A 16,027-nucleotide genomic window follows, 5' to 3' on the forward strand; every position below is an offset into this window, starting at 1 on the left:
TTCTTTTTTTACAGGCTAGCAAATCTAGAACGTATACCGCACCCGCCCATACCAATACGCCCCATTCGTACCGATCGGCGAGATCACGTCATACGGAAAATTGCCACCGTAGTTGATATCGCTATTGGAGCGGGTAGGGTACTGGTTGGTGATGTTGTAGCCACCGAGGGCCAGGCTCAGTTGCTTGGTGACGTGGTATTCCGCCTCCGCATCGAGCTGCCAGCGTGCGGCGTAGCGCTGCTCCGGTTCGAAGCCGCCGCCGAAATCGAAGACGCGCACGGTCGAGCCCTGGCGTGTAACGCGAGTGAGCAGGCTCCAGCGCGCGTTGTCCCATTTCGCGGTAAACGATCCGCGCTGTTTCGGCGCGGCGTCGGTCAAGGTATTGCGCTCTTCGTCGCCGAACAACACATTGCCAGCGCCGGTCGCCGCGAGCTGTTCGGGCGTGGCGCGAACGTGCAGGATGTCGGTATTGTTGTGGCTATAGGCCGCCGTCAGCAGCAGTTGTCCGCCGGCCCACGGTATGTGGTAATTGCCGACCAGTTCGGCGCCGCGAGTGCGTGTGTCCACCGCGTTGGTGAAAAACGCCACGCTCTGCACGCCGGGCACACCGAAGTGCTGCAGGATGTAATCTTCGAGGCCCGGGCTGTCGATGGTCTCGGAGAGCGTTACCCGGTTGTCGATATGGATCTGGTAGACGTCCAGGGTGAAATCGAACCGGCTGCCGATCTGGCCGGTCAGACCCAGGCTGATATTGCGTGACTTCTCCGGCTTCAGTGACGTAGCGCCCAAGCCGCGCGCCAGCGGGTTATTGACCGAAAGGATGCGGCCGGTGACGAGTTTGCCGTCGGCACCGTAACCGCTGGTGGTGGATTCGAAGCCGATCTGGCTCAGCGACGGTGCGCGGAAGTTGTTCGATACCGCGCCGCGCAACGCAAAGCCGGGCACGAATTCCCAACGTCCGCTGAGTTTGCCGCTCCAGTTGCCACCGAAATCGCTGTAGTGCTCATAACGCGTGGCTGCATCGACAAAGACATGGTCGGTGATGTCGCTGGACGCTTCGGCATACAGCGCTTTGACCTGACGTGTCAGATGTGCCGCGTCCTGCGGTTGCAAGCCACCGCCAGCTTGCGCGCCTGCTGGGGCGTCGACGATGGGTCCGACGGCATACGAAGCAGGATCGCCTGGTTTGGTCTGGAAACTTTCGTGGCGAAACTCGCCGCCCAGTGCCAGGGTAAGAAACCGGCTGCCGATGCTGAAGTCGCGGTTGGTGTCGAGGTTGGCGCTGGTCTGGTCGAAACGATAGGACGCAATGTGAAACGAGGTGGGGCTATCCGTACCCAGCGAGGCATTCAGCGAATCGCGCAGGTCGTAGTCGAACGCGTTGCTGCCCCAGTTCAAGCTGCCATCGTAGTTCCAGTCTCCCCATCGTCCACGCACGCCGCCTGCCACCTGCGCATCGCGGTTGTGACCCAACGATTGGGGCAGATAGCCGTCCGGATAAATCGAAGGGACATTGGCGCTGCTGTCGGGATAACGAAAATAGTTGTCACCGATCGTATGCCGCTGGGTATAGGTACCGAAGCCATACAATTTGGTCGTGTCGGTCAGCGGTAGCTCACTGTTGAACCAGCCGTTGTAGCTTTCGCTTTCCGGGTCGCCAGCGATGTAGTTGCGGCGCCCCTGCAGCGCCAGATTGGCGGGCGTGGGATCGGCGATGAAATCGGGCACGGTATCGAGGCCGGCGCGATTGGTAGCGTTGTGATGGCTGACCTCGATGCCGCCGTCGAAAAAACCGGTGCCGGCCAGCCGGGTACCGAACTTTGCGCTCGCGAACGTACTTTGCCCATCGGTGATATCACGGTTTGTCGGGCTGAAGTGCGTGTGATTGGCGCCGTAGTTGGCTACCACTTCGCCGCCTTCGTGCGCATCGTCAAGGATGATATTGACCACGCCGGCGATGGCATCGGAGCCGTATTGCGCGCCGGCGCCATCGCGCAGCACTTCGATACGCTTGATCGCGCTGATCGGGATCGCATTGAAATCGACAGGCGTGGTGCCGCGCCCGATCTTGGTGTCGGTATTGACCAGTGCCGAGGTATGGAAGCGCTTGCCGTTGACCAATACCAGGACCTGGTCCGGCGAGAGCCCGCGTAGCTGTGCCGCGCGGACATGATCCGAGCCGCCGGAGTTGGATTGGCGCGGGAAATTGAACGACGGCAACAGCGTCGCCAGCGCCTGGCCCAGCTCGCCGTTGACGGCGCCGGCGGCACGCAGATCCTGCTGCGTCAACACGTCGATCGGCACCGGTGATTCCAACGCCGTGCGACCGCTGGCACGTACGCCTGTGACGACGACCTGTTCGAGCGTTTTTGCTTGTTGATCGTCGGCCGCTTGCTGGGCATGCAGGGGCGCCACAGCGAGGCCCAGGCCAAGGGCAATATAAAGACGGCTATGCCGGAAGCGCAGAGTAGAAAGCAACATCGATGGTCCTTGAACAAACGGATGCCTTCGCCCGAGATCGCGGGCGAGGTTGGCAAGAGAGGCGCCAGGGCGCCGCGAGCGGGCAACGCCTAGCGGCGGTAACATCGCCGCATCGCGGTTAGCGCGTGCGGCATGGTGCTGGCGGGGACAAGGCAAATCACGGTGTAGCGGGTTCCCTGGAAAAGCGAAAGCGTGCGTTGGCAGTGGGCACGGGCCTGACGGGCAGGTGAGGTATTTGTTGCATTGCGGTGAAGGCTTGTCAATACTTCTTGCGATTTCAATCTATACGTCTGGATGTCCAAATGCATTTCGATAAAACCGCGCGTCATATGCTTATGACGTTTGCTTTGCTTCTTCCGCTGGCCGCTTGCGCCGTACAGTCGACGACGCCGGGCTCGACGCTACATGGCGACACCGCCCATCCGGCGCAGGCACAAGGCTGGGTCGATACACGTCTCTACTTTGGACTTGGGTTGGCCGACGATACGAAAAGCGGCGTTAGCGAGCAGGACTGGCGTGCGTTTCTCGATCGCGAGGTGACATCGCGCTTTCCGGATGGCTTGAGCGTGATCGATGTCTACGGCCAGTGGCAGGGCAAGCAACAAACCTCGCCCGAGCGGCTCCGCTCCAAAATGCTGGTGATCGACTATCCCGACACCGCCGAGAATCGCGCCAAGGTCGAAGCCATCCGTGCCGCCTGGAAGCACAAGACCGGCGATCAATCGGTGCTGCGTGTTACCCAGCCGGCCGATGTTTCGTTCTAAAGTCCTTCCTTAGCGCATCCGCAGGAATTACCGTGCAAACTGCTTCCCGTCGCTGGCTCGCGTCAGGCGATCTCAATGGCTTCCTTGGGCTGGTGGTCGACAACCTGTCGATCATGGCCTTTCTCTCCATGGCGCTGATCCATATCTTCGGGTTTCCCGCGGATATCGTCTTCCTGCGCATGTTTCCCGGGACGGCGCTGGGCGTGCTGCTTGGCAATATCGCCTATACGATCATGGCGCGGCGATTGGCCCGTCGCACGGGCAGGGAGGATGTCACTGCCATGCCGCTTGGCCTGGACGCTCCCACGAGCATCGGCATGGCGCTGCTGGTGCTGGGACCGGCCTTCCTGAGCTTCAAACAGAGCGGCATGGACCCGCATGCCGCGGCTGTTGCGACCTGGCAGTTGGGTATGGCGTCGCTGGTCGTGATGGGTGTGTTGAAGACGGTGCTGTCGTTCTTCGGCGCGATGGTGCAGCGGCATGTGCCGCGCGCCGGGTTGCTCGGGTCGATTGCCGGCATCGCACTGGTGCTGATGGGTTTCCTGCCGCTGGTGGAGATTCTGAAAGTGCCGGTGGTCGGTTTTGCCGGGCTGGGTATCGTGTTGTATGCGCTGGTGGCAAGAGGGCGTCTGCCGTTTGGCCTTCCGGGTGTGTTGGTGGCTTTCGTTGTTGCTGCCTTGCTCTACTTCCTGCTCGGTCCCTTGGGATTGCTGGGGAACGGCTACCACGTGCCGCCTGCATGGGAGTGGCGCTTTGCCTTACCGCTGCCCACGCTCGAATGGACGCATGGCCTGGCATACACGCTGCCGTATCTGCCGCTGATTCTTCCGTTCGGCCTGTTGATGGTTGTCGGCGGTATCAATGTGACCGAAAGCGCGCGCGCCGCCGGCGACGACTACTCCACGCGCGACATCCTGCTGGTCGAGGCGCTGGCCACTTTGGTGGCCGGTTTCTGCGGCGGCGTCGCGCAGACAACGCCGTACATCGGACAGCCTTCGTACAAAGCCATGGGGGCGCGTAGCGGCTATACCTTGCTGACCGGTCTGGTGATCGGCTTGGGCGGTATTTTTGGCTATGTGTCGAACATCGTCGAGCTGGTGCCCCTGTCGGTACTCGCGCCGATTCTTGTCTTTGTTGCCATTGGCATTACCGTGCAGGCCTTCGAGGCCACGCCGATGCGCTATGCCGCTGCCGTGGTCTTCAGTTTCTTTCCGGCAATCGCACGCATGGTGACGATCAAGCTCAGCGATCCCACGTATGTGGCGCCGGATCATTTTGTTGCGTTGTTCAACGACAACACGCGTGGCATCTCCGAGTTGGCGGTGATCGCCGTGTTAGGCAACGGCTTCATCATCACCTCGATGATCTGGGCCAGTTTTGTCGTGGCGCTTATCGATGGACGCGTTGCACGTGCCGCGGGCATCGTGCTGCTTGGCGCGGTGCTGACAGTATTCGGCCTGATTCATTCGGTCGATCTGGCCGGCGGAATTTATTTACCCTGGCAGTTGAGCGCTGGTGCGCAGTCCATGGTGTGGCAGTTCGTCGGGGCCTACGTTGCATTGGCAGTTGTGTTGTTCTTGTTGTCGTTGCAACGGGACAAGCCATCTGGAGTGAGCCACACCTCTTAGGCGCTCAGGCAATCTCTGTAGGAGCGACTTCAGTCGCGACAAGCCGTGACGCAGCCGGGTGTCGCGGCTGAAGCCGCTCCGACAAAAACGCAGGCGGGTTTTCAGCGGATGGGTGTTAACCGCATCGCCTATGGTCGCCTTAATGTGCAAGATGAGCTGTTTCTTTCGGCTGATGCGCCAGCCAAGCAGAAGGTGATTTCTTGCGCCAAGCCTTCGCCAGGCTTTCGATGCATACGCAGCCCGGGGCACCGATGCGCTTTCCACCTGGCCTGTGCTCTGTCGTCGTAACTTTGTGCGTGAGCGGTGACGCGAAGGCGATTGATAGGCCTTAAGTTAGAGTCGCCCGTTCTGGCCTTTTTCCGGCAAATGCCGGTGCTAGCATCGCTGCAAGGCATCGTTATCGATGGCTAGCAGGGGAGTCCAATGCGAAGCGCAGCGTGTGCTGGTGTACCGGCAATTGTCGTCGGTCGCGGACCGACCGCGCTTGGTATTTTGCGCTGCTTGCGCATGGCGGGCATCGACAGTTACGTAGCCTGTCCTAAAGGCGACCATGTAACTGCATCGCGATGGTATCGACCGACGCCGGACGTTCCCTGGGATGGCGCTCTGGGGAGTGCTGGTCATGAGGCTCTCGATCGTATGCCGCTGGATAAGGCTGTACTTATCGCTGGCGCGGATGATGCTGCGCTCTGGATGAGCGAACTACCCGACGCACTACTGGGATCAAAATTTGCCGTGAGTACCGCGTCGTCGGCGACGCAGGCGCTATTGCAGGACAAGTCAAAGTTCGCGCGGTTCTTATCCGGCACCAGCATGCCGCACCCGAGAACGTTCTATCTCGAAAGCGTGGATGACGTAACGGCGGTGCCCTTTGACGAGCTCGATCGGGTATTTCTCAAGCCGATCAATTCGCAACAGTTCAGCGATGTGATGGGTGCAAAGGGCGTCTGGGTCACCAGCCGCACCGAGCTGCTCACCCGCTGGCAATCCCTGCATGCGAGGGGATTTAAGCTGATGGCGCAGGAGTATGTCCCCGGCACGGCGGCGGATCACTATTTCATCGATGGTTTTCGCGACCGCCATGGTGTCCTGACCGGCTTGTTCGCGCGAAGGCGGTACCGTATTTCGCCGCCTGACTTCGGCAACAGTTCGTATTGCGAAAGCATCCCCTTGATCGATGTAGAGGTGCCTTTGCGACACCTCGAAGCGCTGTTGGCGGCGTTGGATTATCGCGGGATATTCAGCGCGGAGTTCAAGCGCGACGCTCGCGATGGCGCGTTTCGTATCCTGGAGATCAACTCGCGCGCCTGGACCTATGTGGAGTTTGCCGCGCGCTGCGGTGTCAACGTCTGCGAGATGGCCTGGCAGGATGCACTGGGGCATGAAGTGCGGTTGGCCTCGCCTCACTATGTCGTGGGCGCCGGCTGCGTTGATTTCTACAGAGACTTCGGGACCTTATGGGCACAGCGCCGGGCCATGCCACTCAATTGGTGGGCCGTCGTTCGTCAGTGGACGCATGCTCACTACCACTCGTTCCGCCTGGATGATCCGAGTCCGGCGTTTCGGTTTGCGGTGGGTGTGGTCAAGCGACATGCCAAAGATGCCCTGGTAGCCAGGAGCCGGTAAGAGGCGGGAAGCCGCCGCCCAGTTTTTCGTTGTACCTTGTGTCCCGGAACAGCCGGCTGGTCGAGTCGCTTGTTCGTGCGCCACGAGGACAGCACGGTGGGACCCAAGAAAAAAAAGAGCCCTCAAGAAAACACCAAGGCGGCCTCCGCGGAATTGCGCGTGGACGGCCTCACGTTGACCGCGCACGAAGCCGCCGTGCTCCGATTCCTTTACATGGGATACGTTGGCTTGCTCAAGAGCGACAAGGAAGCCTTGTCGGGGCTGGAGGCCAAGGGCCTTGCTCAGTACCTCATGGGAGGGTGGCTTTTGACATCGCTGGGGAAGTCCTGTGCTCAGGAGCTTGGGTCTGGTTCGAAGGGTGCTCCAACAGAGTCCCTCTGATCACGCGGCCCTGAAACGACGAAACCGGCCGCAAAGGGCCGGTTTCTGAATCGGTGGTGGGCGGTACAAGGATCGAAGGTGTGACACCTGCCGTGTGAAGCGCCCGCTGCTACACGCACGCTCCGCTTTTCCGTTGCCCTGAAACGACGAAACCGGCCGCAAAGGGCCGGTTTCTGAATCGGTGGTGGGCGGTACAAGGATCGAAGGTGTGACACCTGCGGTGTGAAGCGCCCGCTGCTACAAGCACGCTCCGCTTTTCCGCAGCCCTGAAACGACGAAACCGGCCACAAAGGGCCGGTTTCTGAATCGGTGGTGGGCGGTACAAGGATCGAAGGTGTGACACCTGCGGTGTGAAGCGCCCGCTGCTACACGCACGCTCCGCTTTTCCGTTGCCCTGAAACGACGAAACCGGCCGCAAAGGGCCGGTTTCTGAATCGGTGGTGGGCGGTACAAGGATCGAACTTGTGACACCTGCCGTGTGAAGGCAGTGCTCTACCGCTGAGCTAACCGCCCGCCGAGAACGCGCCATTATAGGGACTTCGGGACCGGCGTCAATGCCTGCCGGGGCAGGTTTCCGGGCCGAAAGCTGCCGGGAAGGGGCGTATGGCTTGATAGAATGCCCCGTTTCCCTTCCTGCATCCGGCCCGCTTATGGACTTCCTTCAGCACGAACTCAACCACATTATCGAGGCGCTGAATCGCTTCCATCTGACGCCGTGGAAGGCGGTGGGCTATGCCGGCTCGATCATGTTTACCAGCCGCTGGTTCGTCCAGCTCTACTACACCCGCAAGTTGAAACGGGTGGTGATGCCGCTGGCGTTCTGGTGGTTGTCGGTGTGCGGCAGCGTGTTGTTGCTGGCCTACTTCATCATCGGCAAGAACGATTCGGTGGGTATTCTTTCCAACTTTTTCCCGACCTTTGTTTCCGTCTACAACCTGTGGGTGCATCTGCGCGAGGTGAAGCGGCGCAAGGCGTTAGTGGAGAGTGAGGTTTAGAGCGACCGCCCTCAATTACTCCGGATCGTAATCGAGATTCGGAGCCAGCCAACGCTCGGCCTGCTCGCGGGTCCAGCCTTTACGCTTGGCGTAATCGTCGACTTGTTCCCGGGTCAGACGCCCGACGACGAAGTACTGGCTTTCCGGGTGCGAGAAATACCAGCCCGAGACGGCCGCGGTGGGATACATCGCGAAGCCTTCGGTCAGCTCGATGCCGGCGTTGCCAGTCGCATCCAGTAACTGGAACAAGGTCGTCTTTTCGGTGTGATCGGGGCAGGCCGGGTAGCCGGGGGCAGGGCGGATGCCCTGGTACTTCTCTTCGATGAGCGCGTGGTTATCCAGGGTTTCCTGCGGCGCATAGCCCCAGAATTCACGACGTACGCGTTCGTGCATACGCTCGGCAAAAGCCTCGGCGAGGCGATCGGCCAACGCCTTGAGCATGATCGAGGAATAGTCGTCGTGCACAGCCTCGAAGCGGGCGACATGCTTCTCGATGCCGATCCCGGCAGTGACTGCAAAACCACCCAGCCAATCGTGTTTGCCAGCGTCCTTGGGTGCAACGAAATCGCTTAGACAGAAGTCGGGGCGTTCGACGGGTTTGTCGACCTGCTGGCGCAGGTGGTGGAGTCTGGTGGTCTTGCCGTCGTTGGTAACGACGATGTCGTCGTCGATGCTGTGTGCAGGCCAGAAGCCGATCACCCCACGCGCGGTCAGCCAGCGCTCGGCGATCAGCTTGTCCAGCATGGCCTGTGCATCGGCGAACAATTCGGTGGCCTGCTTGCCGACCACCTCGTCGGTAAGAATGGCCGGATAGCGGCCGGCCAGTTCCCAGGCATTGAAGAAGGGCGTCCAGTCGATGTACTGGCGCAGTTCGGCCAAATCATAGTTGTCAAAGACAGTCAGGCCGGCTTTGTTGGGTGTCGGCGGCGTATAGCTCGCCCAGTCGCAACGCCAGCGTTGTGCGCGTGCTTTCTCCAGTGGTACGAGATGCTTGCCGGGGCCACGTTGCTTGTGGCGTTCGCGGATTTCCTCGTACTCGCTGCGGATCTTTGCCATGAAGTTGTCGACCAGCTCCTTGCTGACCAGCGACTGCGCCACGCCTACGGCGCGCGAGGCATCCTTGACCCACACGGTCGGTGATTTGTAGTGCGGCTCGATCTTGAGCGCGGTATGCGCACGCGAGGTGGTGGCGCCACCGATCATCAGCGGTATCTGGAAATCCTGTCGCTGCATCTCGCGTGCGACCTGGCTCATTTCTTCGAGCGAGGGAGTGATCAGGCCGGATAATCCGATGATATCGGCGTTCTCGGCACGCGCTGTATCAAGGATCTTTTGCGCGGATACCATGACACCGAGGTCGATCACTTCGAAGTTATTACACTGCAGCACCACGCCGACGATGTTCTTGCCGATGTCGTGCACGTCGCCTTTGACAGTCGCCATGACGATCTTGCCGTTGTTCTTGCCGGCATCGCCGGTGCGCAGTTTTTCTTCTTCGATATACGGAATCAGATGGGCGACGGCGCGCTTCATTACGCGCGCGGATTTCACTACCTGGGGCAGGAACATCTTGCCGGCACCGAACAGGTCGCCGACGACATTCATGCCGTCCATCAGCGGCCCTTCGATCACGTCCAGTGGGCGTGTGGAGTCCTTACGCGCTTCTTCGGTGTCCTCGACGACATACTGGTCGATGCCGTGTACCAGCGCGTGGCTCAGGCGCTCGCGTACCGGCTTTTCGCGCCAGGCGAGGTTTTCGACGATGACTTCGCCTTTCTTTGCCCTGAAGCTTTCGGCGATTTCCAGCAGACGCTCGGTGGCGTCGGTGCGTCGGTTAAGCACGACATCTTCGACGCGCTCGCGCAGTTCCGCCGGGACATCGTCATAGATCATCAACGCACCAGCGTTGACGATGCCCATGTCCATGCCGGCGCGAATCGCGTGATACAGGAACACCGAATGGATCGCTTCGCGCACGGTATTGTTGCCGCGGAACGAGAACGATACGTTCGAGACGCCACCGGATACATGGGTATTCGGAAAGCGCCGCTTGATTTCGCGGGTGGCTTCGATGAAGTCCACCGCGTAGTTGTTATGTTCTTCGATGCCGGTGGCGATGGCGAAGATATTCGGATCGAAAATGATGTCTTCGGGCGGGAAATCGAGTTCGCGGGTCAACAGCTCATAGGCACGCGAGCAGATCTCGACCTTGCGTTCGCAGGTATCGGCCTGGCCCTGTTCGTCGAACGCCATGACGACCACGGCGGCACCGTATTGCTGCACCTTGCGCGCATGTTCCAGGAACAGCGCTTCGCCTTCCTTCATCGAGATCGAGTTGACGATGCCTTTGCCCTGCAGGCAGCGCAGACCGGCCTCGATCACGGTCCACTTGGAGGAGTCGACCATCACCGGTACGCGTGCGATATCCGGTTCGGCGGCGATCAGGTTCAGAAAGCGCGTCATCGCCGCTTCCGAATCGATCAAGCCTTCGTCCATGTTGACGTCGATGATCTGCGCGCCGCTGGCCACCTGTTGACGCGCGACGTCGACGGCTTCCTCGTAGCGTTCTTCCTTGATCAGTTTCTTGAACTGCGCCGAGCCGGTGACATTGGTACGCTCACCGACATTGACGAACAGCAGGTCGGGTGTAAGTACCAGCGGTTCGAGGCCGGACAGACGGGTGTGGCGGGTGACGCTCATGTATAACGGGACTCTTGTCTTTTTATGCAGCAGCCGATCACGCGGCTTGCTGCTCGGCCGTGGGGAGCGCGCGCGGGGCGTAATCGCGCACAGCCTCGGCAATGGCGCGTATATGCGCAGGCGTCGTGCCGCAGCAGCCGCCGACCATGTTGAGCAGACCGTCGCGAGCGAAACCGCCGATCACCGAGGCCATCTGCTCGGGTGTTTCGTCGTATTCACCAAAGGCGTTCGGCAAGCCGGCATTCGGATGCGTGCTGATAAAGCAGCTGGCACTGTTGGCCAAGGTCTGCACATGAGGACGCAGATCGGCGGCGCCCAGTGCGCAGTTGAGGCCCACCGACAACGGCCGCGCATGGCTCACGGAATAATAGAAAGCCTCCGCCGTCTGGCCGGACAGGGTGCGGCCGGAGCGGTCGGTGATGGTGCCGGAGATCATGATCGGCAGCCGGTAGCCGCGCTCGCGAAATACTTCGCTGATCGCAAACAGCGCGGCCTTGGCATTGAGCGTATCGAAGATGGTCTCGACCATGATCAGGTCGGCACCGCCATCGATCAGTCCGCTGGTCGACTCCATGTAGTTGCTGACCAGCTCCTCGAAAGTCACATTGCGGAATCCCGGGTCATTGACGTCCGGCGACAGCGATGCGGTACGGCTGGTGGGACCAAGCACACCGATGACAAAGCGCGGACGTTCCGCTGTCTCCACGGCATCGCACGCGGCGCGGGCCAGCGCGGCACCTTCGCGATTCAACTCGTAAGCCAGATGCTCCAGGTGGTAATCGGCCTGGCTGATGCGCGTAGAGTTGAAGGTATTGGTTTCGACCAGATCGGCGCCAGCTTGCAGATAAGCCTCGTGCACGCCGCGAATGATGTCCGGTTTGGTCAGCGTCAGCAGGTCGTTATTACCCTTGAGGTCGCAGCTACCGGGATGGTCGTGCTGGTGATGACTGTCGTGGCCTTCGACGAAGCGATCGCCACGGAAGCTCGACTCGTCCAGCTGATGGCCCTGCAGCATGGTGCCCATGCCGCCGTCGATAATCAGAATACGTTCGCGCAGCGCCGCTTCGAGTTTGGCGACGCGCTCGGGGTTGTGCCAGGGTAGTTGGCTCATGCTTCACTTCCTCGCCGGTTTACGGGCCAGCAGGCTGATGACTTCGAAATGCGGTGCCTTGCGTTCGCGGCTCAGACGGATGCAGCTGATCACATCCAGCCTGGCGCTCTTGGCAAAACCTTCCAGATCGGCGCTCGAAAAACCCAGGTTGCGGTGATCGAACGGCTCGACCACCGCGCGGTGATCGTGCTTGCCCAGCGTCACCGCAAGCAGCCGGCCGCCGGGGCGCAGCACGCGCGAGGCTTCGGCCACGGCTTGTGCGGGCTGCTCGGTGTAAGTGAGGGCGTGCAGCATCAAAACCAGGTCGAAGCTGGCGTCCTTCAGCTGCAGTTGCTGCATGTCGCCCTGTTCCACTCGTACGTGCTCGAATGCCTTCAGGCGCATCCTGGCGGCTTCGACCACGCGATCGCTGCTGTCGATGCAGACGATGGAGCGCGCATGCGGTGCCAGCAGTTCGGCGGTCAGGCCGTCGCCAGAGGCGATATCGAGCACATCGCCGGTTTCCAGCAGCTGCATCAGCGCACGGGCGACGGTTTCCCAGGTACGACCGGGTGAATAATGCCGCTCCATGTCGCCGGCCACCGTGTCGGCCCAGCCTTGTTCGCGGGCACGATTGGCCAGCACGGCAGGCAGGCGCGCCGCATCGTCGCGCAGCAGGGCATCGTCGATGCTTTCGCGCAGGGACTTGAGCAGCTCGTGCTGCTTCTCGTCACCTTCGCTGTTGGCGCGGTAGTACGCCGAGACACCCGCGCGGCGGTCGCGGACCAGGTTGGCTTCTTTCAACTTGGCCAGGTGCGTGGATACGCGTGGCTGGGCAAGATGGAGCACGGCAGCAAGCTCGGCCACGGTCAATTCTTCGCGTTCAAGCAGCGCAAGCAGGCGCACCCGGGTCGGGTCCGCGAGCAGTCGCAGCACACTGGACGCAGTGGCCAGATCCATCAGGCATCCTTGTATCGCGATAAAGAGATGTTAAGGCTAGGCCGATGGGGTGCGGGCGTCAAGGGTTTGTGGGGCAATTGCTGCAACCGCACAAGGCCTTACCGCCGCTCCACGCTAAAATAGAGGGCTTCCCTAGATTCCTCGGAGCTTCCCCATGGATTTCAGCTTTACTGAAGACCAATTGTCGATTCAGTCCATCGCCCGCGACTTCGCGCAGAAGCGCATCGCACCCGTGGCGGCGGAGCTGGACGCCAAGGGCGAGTTTCCGCTCGACAATATCCGTGAGATGGGCCAGCTGGGCCTGATGGGTATCGAGGTGCCGGGGGAGTACGGCGGCGCGGGCATGGATCCGATCGCCTATGTGCTGGCGATGATCGAGATCGCCGCGGCCGATGCGGCCACCTCGACGGTGATGTCGGTCAACAATTCGCTGTTCTGCAACGGCATCCTCAAGCACGGCAACGAGGAGCAGAAGCAGAAGTACGTGCGCGCGATCGCTTCGGGCGAAGCCATCGGCGCCTATGCGTTGACCGAGCCGCAGTCCGGTTCCGATGCATCGGCCATGCACACCCGCGCCACCAAGAACGCCAAGGGCGACTGGGTGATCAACGGCAAGAAGAGCTGGATCACTTCCGGCCCCGTCGCACGCTATATCGTGCTGTTCGCCATCACTACGCCGGGCATCGGCGCCAAAGGCGTGTCGGCCTTTATCGTCGATACGCAATTGCCGGGTTTCCACGCCGGCAAGACCGAGCCGAAGCTGGGCATCCGCGCATCGGCGACCTGCGAGATCGAATTCTCCGATTACGTCCTGCCGAAGGAAAACCTGCTGGGTGAAGAGGGCAAGGGCTTTTCCATCGCGATGGGCGTGCTCGATGCCGGCCGTATCGGCATCGCTTCGCAGTCCGTCGGTATCGCACGCGCGGCCTATGAAGCCACGCTGCAGTGGTCGCGCGATCGCAAGGCATTCGGCCAGCCGATCGGCACCTTCCAGATGACCCAGGCCAAGATCGCCGACATGAAGTGCAAGCTCGACGCGGCGACGTTGCTGACGCTGCGCGCGGCATGGGCGAAAGGTCAGGCGGAAAAGAACGGCGGCCGTTTCGGCACCGAGGCGTCGGTAGCCAAGCTGGTCGCATCCGAAGCGGCGATGTGGATCGCCCACCAGGCCGTGCAGATTCACGGCGGCATGGGTTATTCGAAGGAGATGCCGCTGGAGCGTTATTTCCGCGATGCGAAGATCACCGAGATCTACGAAGGCACCAGCGAAATCCAGCGCATGGTGATCGCACGCGCCGAAACCGGCCTGCGCTAAGGTTTCGATTTACTCAACGCCCGGTCACCTTGGTGCCCGGGCGTTTTGCTGTGTGCATGTCGCGACTTCACGGAACCCCGAAAAACCTCAGTTTTCATCGTCGTCCCGGCGAAAGCCGGGACCCAGCGCCTTATGCTTCAACGTGCGGAAGACGCTGGGCCCCGGCTTTCGCCGGGGCGGCGGATAGGAAAGGGTTTTTAGAGATCGACTGAAATCGCTCTCATAAAAGCGCTGTTAGTGCAGCTGCACGCTCACGACCTGTTCCTGCGTGCGATAGATGTCGGGAAAATAACGCTGCAGGTTCACGACCTTCGGTGCATCGTTGACCACGATATAGCGATCGTCCGGATGCAGGCGTGCATAGTCCTGGTGATAGGCTTCGGCCGGATAGAACGCCTTCAGCGGCACCACCTGGGTCACGATCGGATCGTCGAAGGCCTTGTCCGCGCCCAGTTGCGCGATATAGGCCTTGGCTACGCGCTCCTGTTCGGGCGTGTTGAAGAAAATCGCCGAACGATATTGCGTGCCAACGTCGGGACCCTGGCGATTGAGCAGCGTGGGATCCGTCGCAACGGAGAAGAACACCCGCAGCAGCTGACCGTAGCTCACCTGCGCAGGGTCGTAGATGATCTTCACCGATTCGGCATGGCCGGTATCGCCATCGCTGACCTGATCGTAGGTCGCGGTGGCCGCGCTGCCGCCGGAATAACCGGACCACACGCGCTTCACACCTTTGACATGCTCGAATACCGCCTCGACGCCCCAGAAGCAGCCACCCGACAGCACAGCCACTTCTTCGCTATGCGTCTTGGCCAGAGGGGTATCGGTCTGGGGGGCTGGCAAAGCGCCCGATTCATGGCTGATGGCAGGCGTGCTGCAAGCCGCGACACCTGCGGCAATCAGTAGCGCGGCCAGGGGTTTGAGCGTAAACGACATAAGCGCACTCCGGCTGGGGACGGTGGGCAGGGTTGCCCCTGTATCACCTATTCGTCGTGCACGCCGGGAAGGTTACGCCGCTTCCACCACGTAGATCGTGATGTCGCCGACCTGCACGGTCTGGCCCGCGTGGATCTTGCAGGTCTTGCGCAGTTCCTGCTCGCCATCCACGCTCACGGCGCCGCTGGCGACGATCGCTTTGCCAGCACCGCCGCTGTCGCACAGGCCGCTGAGCTTGAGCAGCTGATTGAGTTCCACGTAGTCGCGGTCCAGCTCGAAATCCAGTTCCATCAGGCGTCGGCCTCGTCAAAAGCGCTTTCGGGCAATGCGACAAACGCAAAGAAGGGGGTCTGGTTGTCGAACCAGTGTTCCGCCGCCTCATCGAGCACGTCGAGCAAGGTATCGAAATCTTCTTCGCTGGCGTCGCGCAGGGTTTCGCCGTGCACGATCAGCAACAGATAACCGGAGGCTTTCAGCCAGGACAGGTCGCGCAGGCTGTCGGCGAGCGCATCCCAGTTGTCGCCGAAACTCTCGGGGAAATGCAACGCATCGTTGAGATGCCGCATCAGCGAGGTCTTGTCGGTGCAGCCGTGCAAGTCGATATGCAATGTGCGCAGCGGATACTTGCCGGCCGCCTTGTCCAGCGCAGCGATGTCGTCCTGGGTAACGAAAAACACGCCGCCGCGCGCAGGATCATTCAGGTCGATGTCAAACGAAGCGCTCATGCGTGCACCTGGAAACAGCGGAAGCTGCGGTAGTGGTCGTCAGTGTAATAGTAGATCGTTGGCGGCGTGCCGCCGGTGATGATGCGTCGTGCGCCGCGATCCGGGCTGCCGGGCGTTTCCACGGTGTATTCGTGGTAGTAGCCGTTGGCTTGTTGCGGCAGCAGGTTTTCGCGGTTGCCGAAGACCACCCCATCCTGGCGATGCGGGAACGGGCCGTTACTCTCGATCAGCTTGATCGTCTGATAAGCCTCCTGCGGAAGGAACATGGGCAGGACGGGGCAGGCACTCGTTTCGGTGCTGGCGGTTCGTGATGGTGTTTGCGCCGTATTGAGCTGGCTGGGGTGCCGGTTGGGCTGCAAATAAAGCCAGCCAACGACCAATACCAGGATGATCAATGGAAGAATGCGATTGACGCGCATGGATAAT

14 protein-coding genes and 1 tRNA gene are annotated in these 16,027 nt (G+C 60.9%); 6 read left to right on the plus strand and 9 right to left on the minus strand.

Annotated features, from left to right (window positions below; translation table 11 throughout):
* Positions 1-24 precede the first annotated feature (24 nt).
* Positions 25-2,481: a TonB-dependent receptor plug domain-containing protein gene (locus tag ACZ6WW_RS04135; RefSeq protein WP_465273093.1), complete on the minus strand. Its 2,457-nt coding sequence runs from the start codon at positions 2,479-2,481 to the stop codon at positions 25-27.
* A gap of 302 nt (positions 2,482-2,783) precedes the next feature.
* On the opposite strand from ACZ6WW_RS04135, the gene ACZ6WW_RS04140 reads away from it, so the two are divergent.
* The 4 genes from ACZ6WW_RS04140 (at position 2,784) to ACZ6WW_RS04155 (ending at position 6,880) form a co-directional block, all read left to right on the plus strand.
* Positions 2,784-3,245 (plus strand): DUF3574 domain-containing protein, encoded by a 462-nt coding sequence (locus tag ACZ6WW_RS04140; RefSeq protein WP_281848170.1) that lies wholly within the window; start codon positions 2,784-2,786, stop codon positions 3,243-3,245.
* Positions 3,246-3,277: 32 nt separating this feature from the next.
* Positions 3,278-4,873, plus strand: coding sequence for a hypothetical protein (locus tag ACZ6WW_RS04145; protein WP_465273094.1), 1,596 nt, complete (start codon positions 3,278-3,280; stop codon positions 4,871-4,873).
* A gap of 639 nt (positions 4,874-5,512) precedes the next feature.
* Entirely contained in the window at positions 5,513-6,499 is a 987-nt protein-coding gene (locus tag ACZ6WW_RS04150; protein WP_465273095.1) for a hypothetical protein, read from the plus strand.
* A gap of 69 nt (positions 6,500-6,568) precedes the next feature.
* Positions 6,569-6,880, plus strand: a complete 312-nt coding sequence (locus ACZ6WW_RS04155) for a hypothetical protein (RefSeq protein ID WP_465273096.1) — start codon at positions 6,569-6,571, stop codon at positions 6,878-6,880.
* A 438-nt stretch (positions 6,881-7,318) separates the two neighbouring features.
* On the opposite strand, the gene ACZ6WW_RS04160 is transcribed toward ACZ6WW_RS04155, so the two are convergent.
* Positions 7,319-7,393 (minus strand) — tRNA-Val (locus tag ACZ6WW_RS04160).
* Positions 7,394-7,530: 137 nt separating this feature from the next.
* On the opposite strand from ACZ6WW_RS04160, the gene ACZ6WW_RS04165 reads away from it, so the two are divergent.
* Complete coding sequence (locus tag ACZ6WW_RS04165) at positions 7,531-7,875, plus strand: lipid-A-disaccharide synthase N-terminal domain-containing protein (RefSeq protein ID WP_281848174.1); 345 nt, start codon at positions 7,531-7,533, stop codon at positions 7,873-7,875.
* A gap of 15 nt (positions 7,876-7,890) precedes the next feature.
* Here ACZ6WW_RS04165 and metH read toward each other — a convergent pair whose 3' ends face one another.
* The 3 genes from metH to ACZ6WW_RS04180 are packed head-to-tail and all read right to left on the minus strand — an operon-like array spanning position 7,891 to position 12,625.
* Positions 7,891-10,575: a methionine synthase gene (metH, locus tag ACZ6WW_RS04170; RefSeq protein WP_465273097.1), complete on the minus strand. Its 2,685-nt coding sequence runs from the start codon at positions 10,573-10,575 to the stop codon at positions 7,891-7,893.
* A gap of 37 nt (positions 10,576-10,612) precedes the next feature.
* Complete coding sequence (locus tag ACZ6WW_RS04175; protein WP_465273098.1) at positions 10,613-11,686, minus strand: homocysteine S-methyltransferase family protein; 1,074 nt, start codon at positions 11,684-11,686, stop codon at positions 10,613-10,615.
* Between the two features lie 3 nt (positions 11,687-11,689).
* Positions 11,690-12,625, minus strand: a complete 936-nt coding sequence (locus tag ACZ6WW_RS04180) for an ArsR/SmtB family transcription factor (protein ID WP_465273099.1) — start codon at positions 12,623-12,625, stop codon at positions 11,690-11,692.
* Positions 12,626-12,779: 154 nt separating this feature from the next.
* Between ACZ6WW_RS04180 and ACZ6WW_RS04185 the strand changes: the two genes are divergently transcribed.
* Positions 12,780-13,940, plus strand: a complete 1,161-nt coding sequence (locus ACZ6WW_RS04185; protein ID WP_465273100.1) for an acyl-CoA dehydrogenase family protein — start codon at positions 12,780-12,782, stop codon at positions 13,938-13,940.
* A gap of 234 nt (positions 13,941-14,174) precedes the next feature.
* Here ACZ6WW_RS04185 and msrA read toward each other — a convergent pair whose 3' ends face one another.
* The 4 genes from msrA to ACZ6WW_RS04205 all read right to left on the minus strand — a co-directional run bounded on the left by msrA (position 14,175) and on the right by ACZ6WW_RS04205 (position 16,020).
* A complete protein-coding gene (gene msrA / locus ACZ6WW_RS04190; RefSeq protein WP_465273101.1) occupies positions 14,175-14,876 on the minus strand; it encodes a peptide-methionine (S)-S-oxide reductase MsrA in 702 nt (233 codons plus the stop codon).
* A 72-nt stretch (positions 14,877-14,948) separates the two neighbouring features.
* Complete coding sequence (locus ACZ6WW_RS04195) at positions 14,949-15,167, minus strand: RNA-binding S4 domain-containing protein (RefSeq protein ID WP_465273102.1); 219 nt, start codon at positions 15,165-15,167, stop codon at positions 14,949-14,951.
* Positions 15,167-15,601: a barstar family protein gene (locus ACZ6WW_RS04200; RefSeq protein ID WP_465273103.1), complete on the minus strand. Its 435-nt coding sequence runs from the start codon at positions 15,599-15,601 to the stop codon at positions 15,167-15,169. The genes ACZ6WW_RS04195 and ACZ6WW_RS04200 overlap by 1 nt, the downstream gene beginning before the upstream one ends.
* Positions 15,598-16,020 carry a guanyl-specific ribonuclease gene (locus tag ACZ6WW_RS04205; RefSeq protein ID WP_465273104.1) on the minus strand — a complete coding sequence of 141 codons (423 nt, stop codon included), beginning with the start codon at positions 16,018-16,020 and terminating at the stop codon, positions 15,598-15,600. Before ACZ6WW_RS04205 ends, ACZ6WW_RS04200 begins: the two co-directional genes overlap by 4 nt.
* Positions 16,021-16,027: the final 7 nt, after the last annotated feature.

The sequence above is a fragment of the Dyella sp. NPDC103356 genome, from assembly GCF_055584465.1.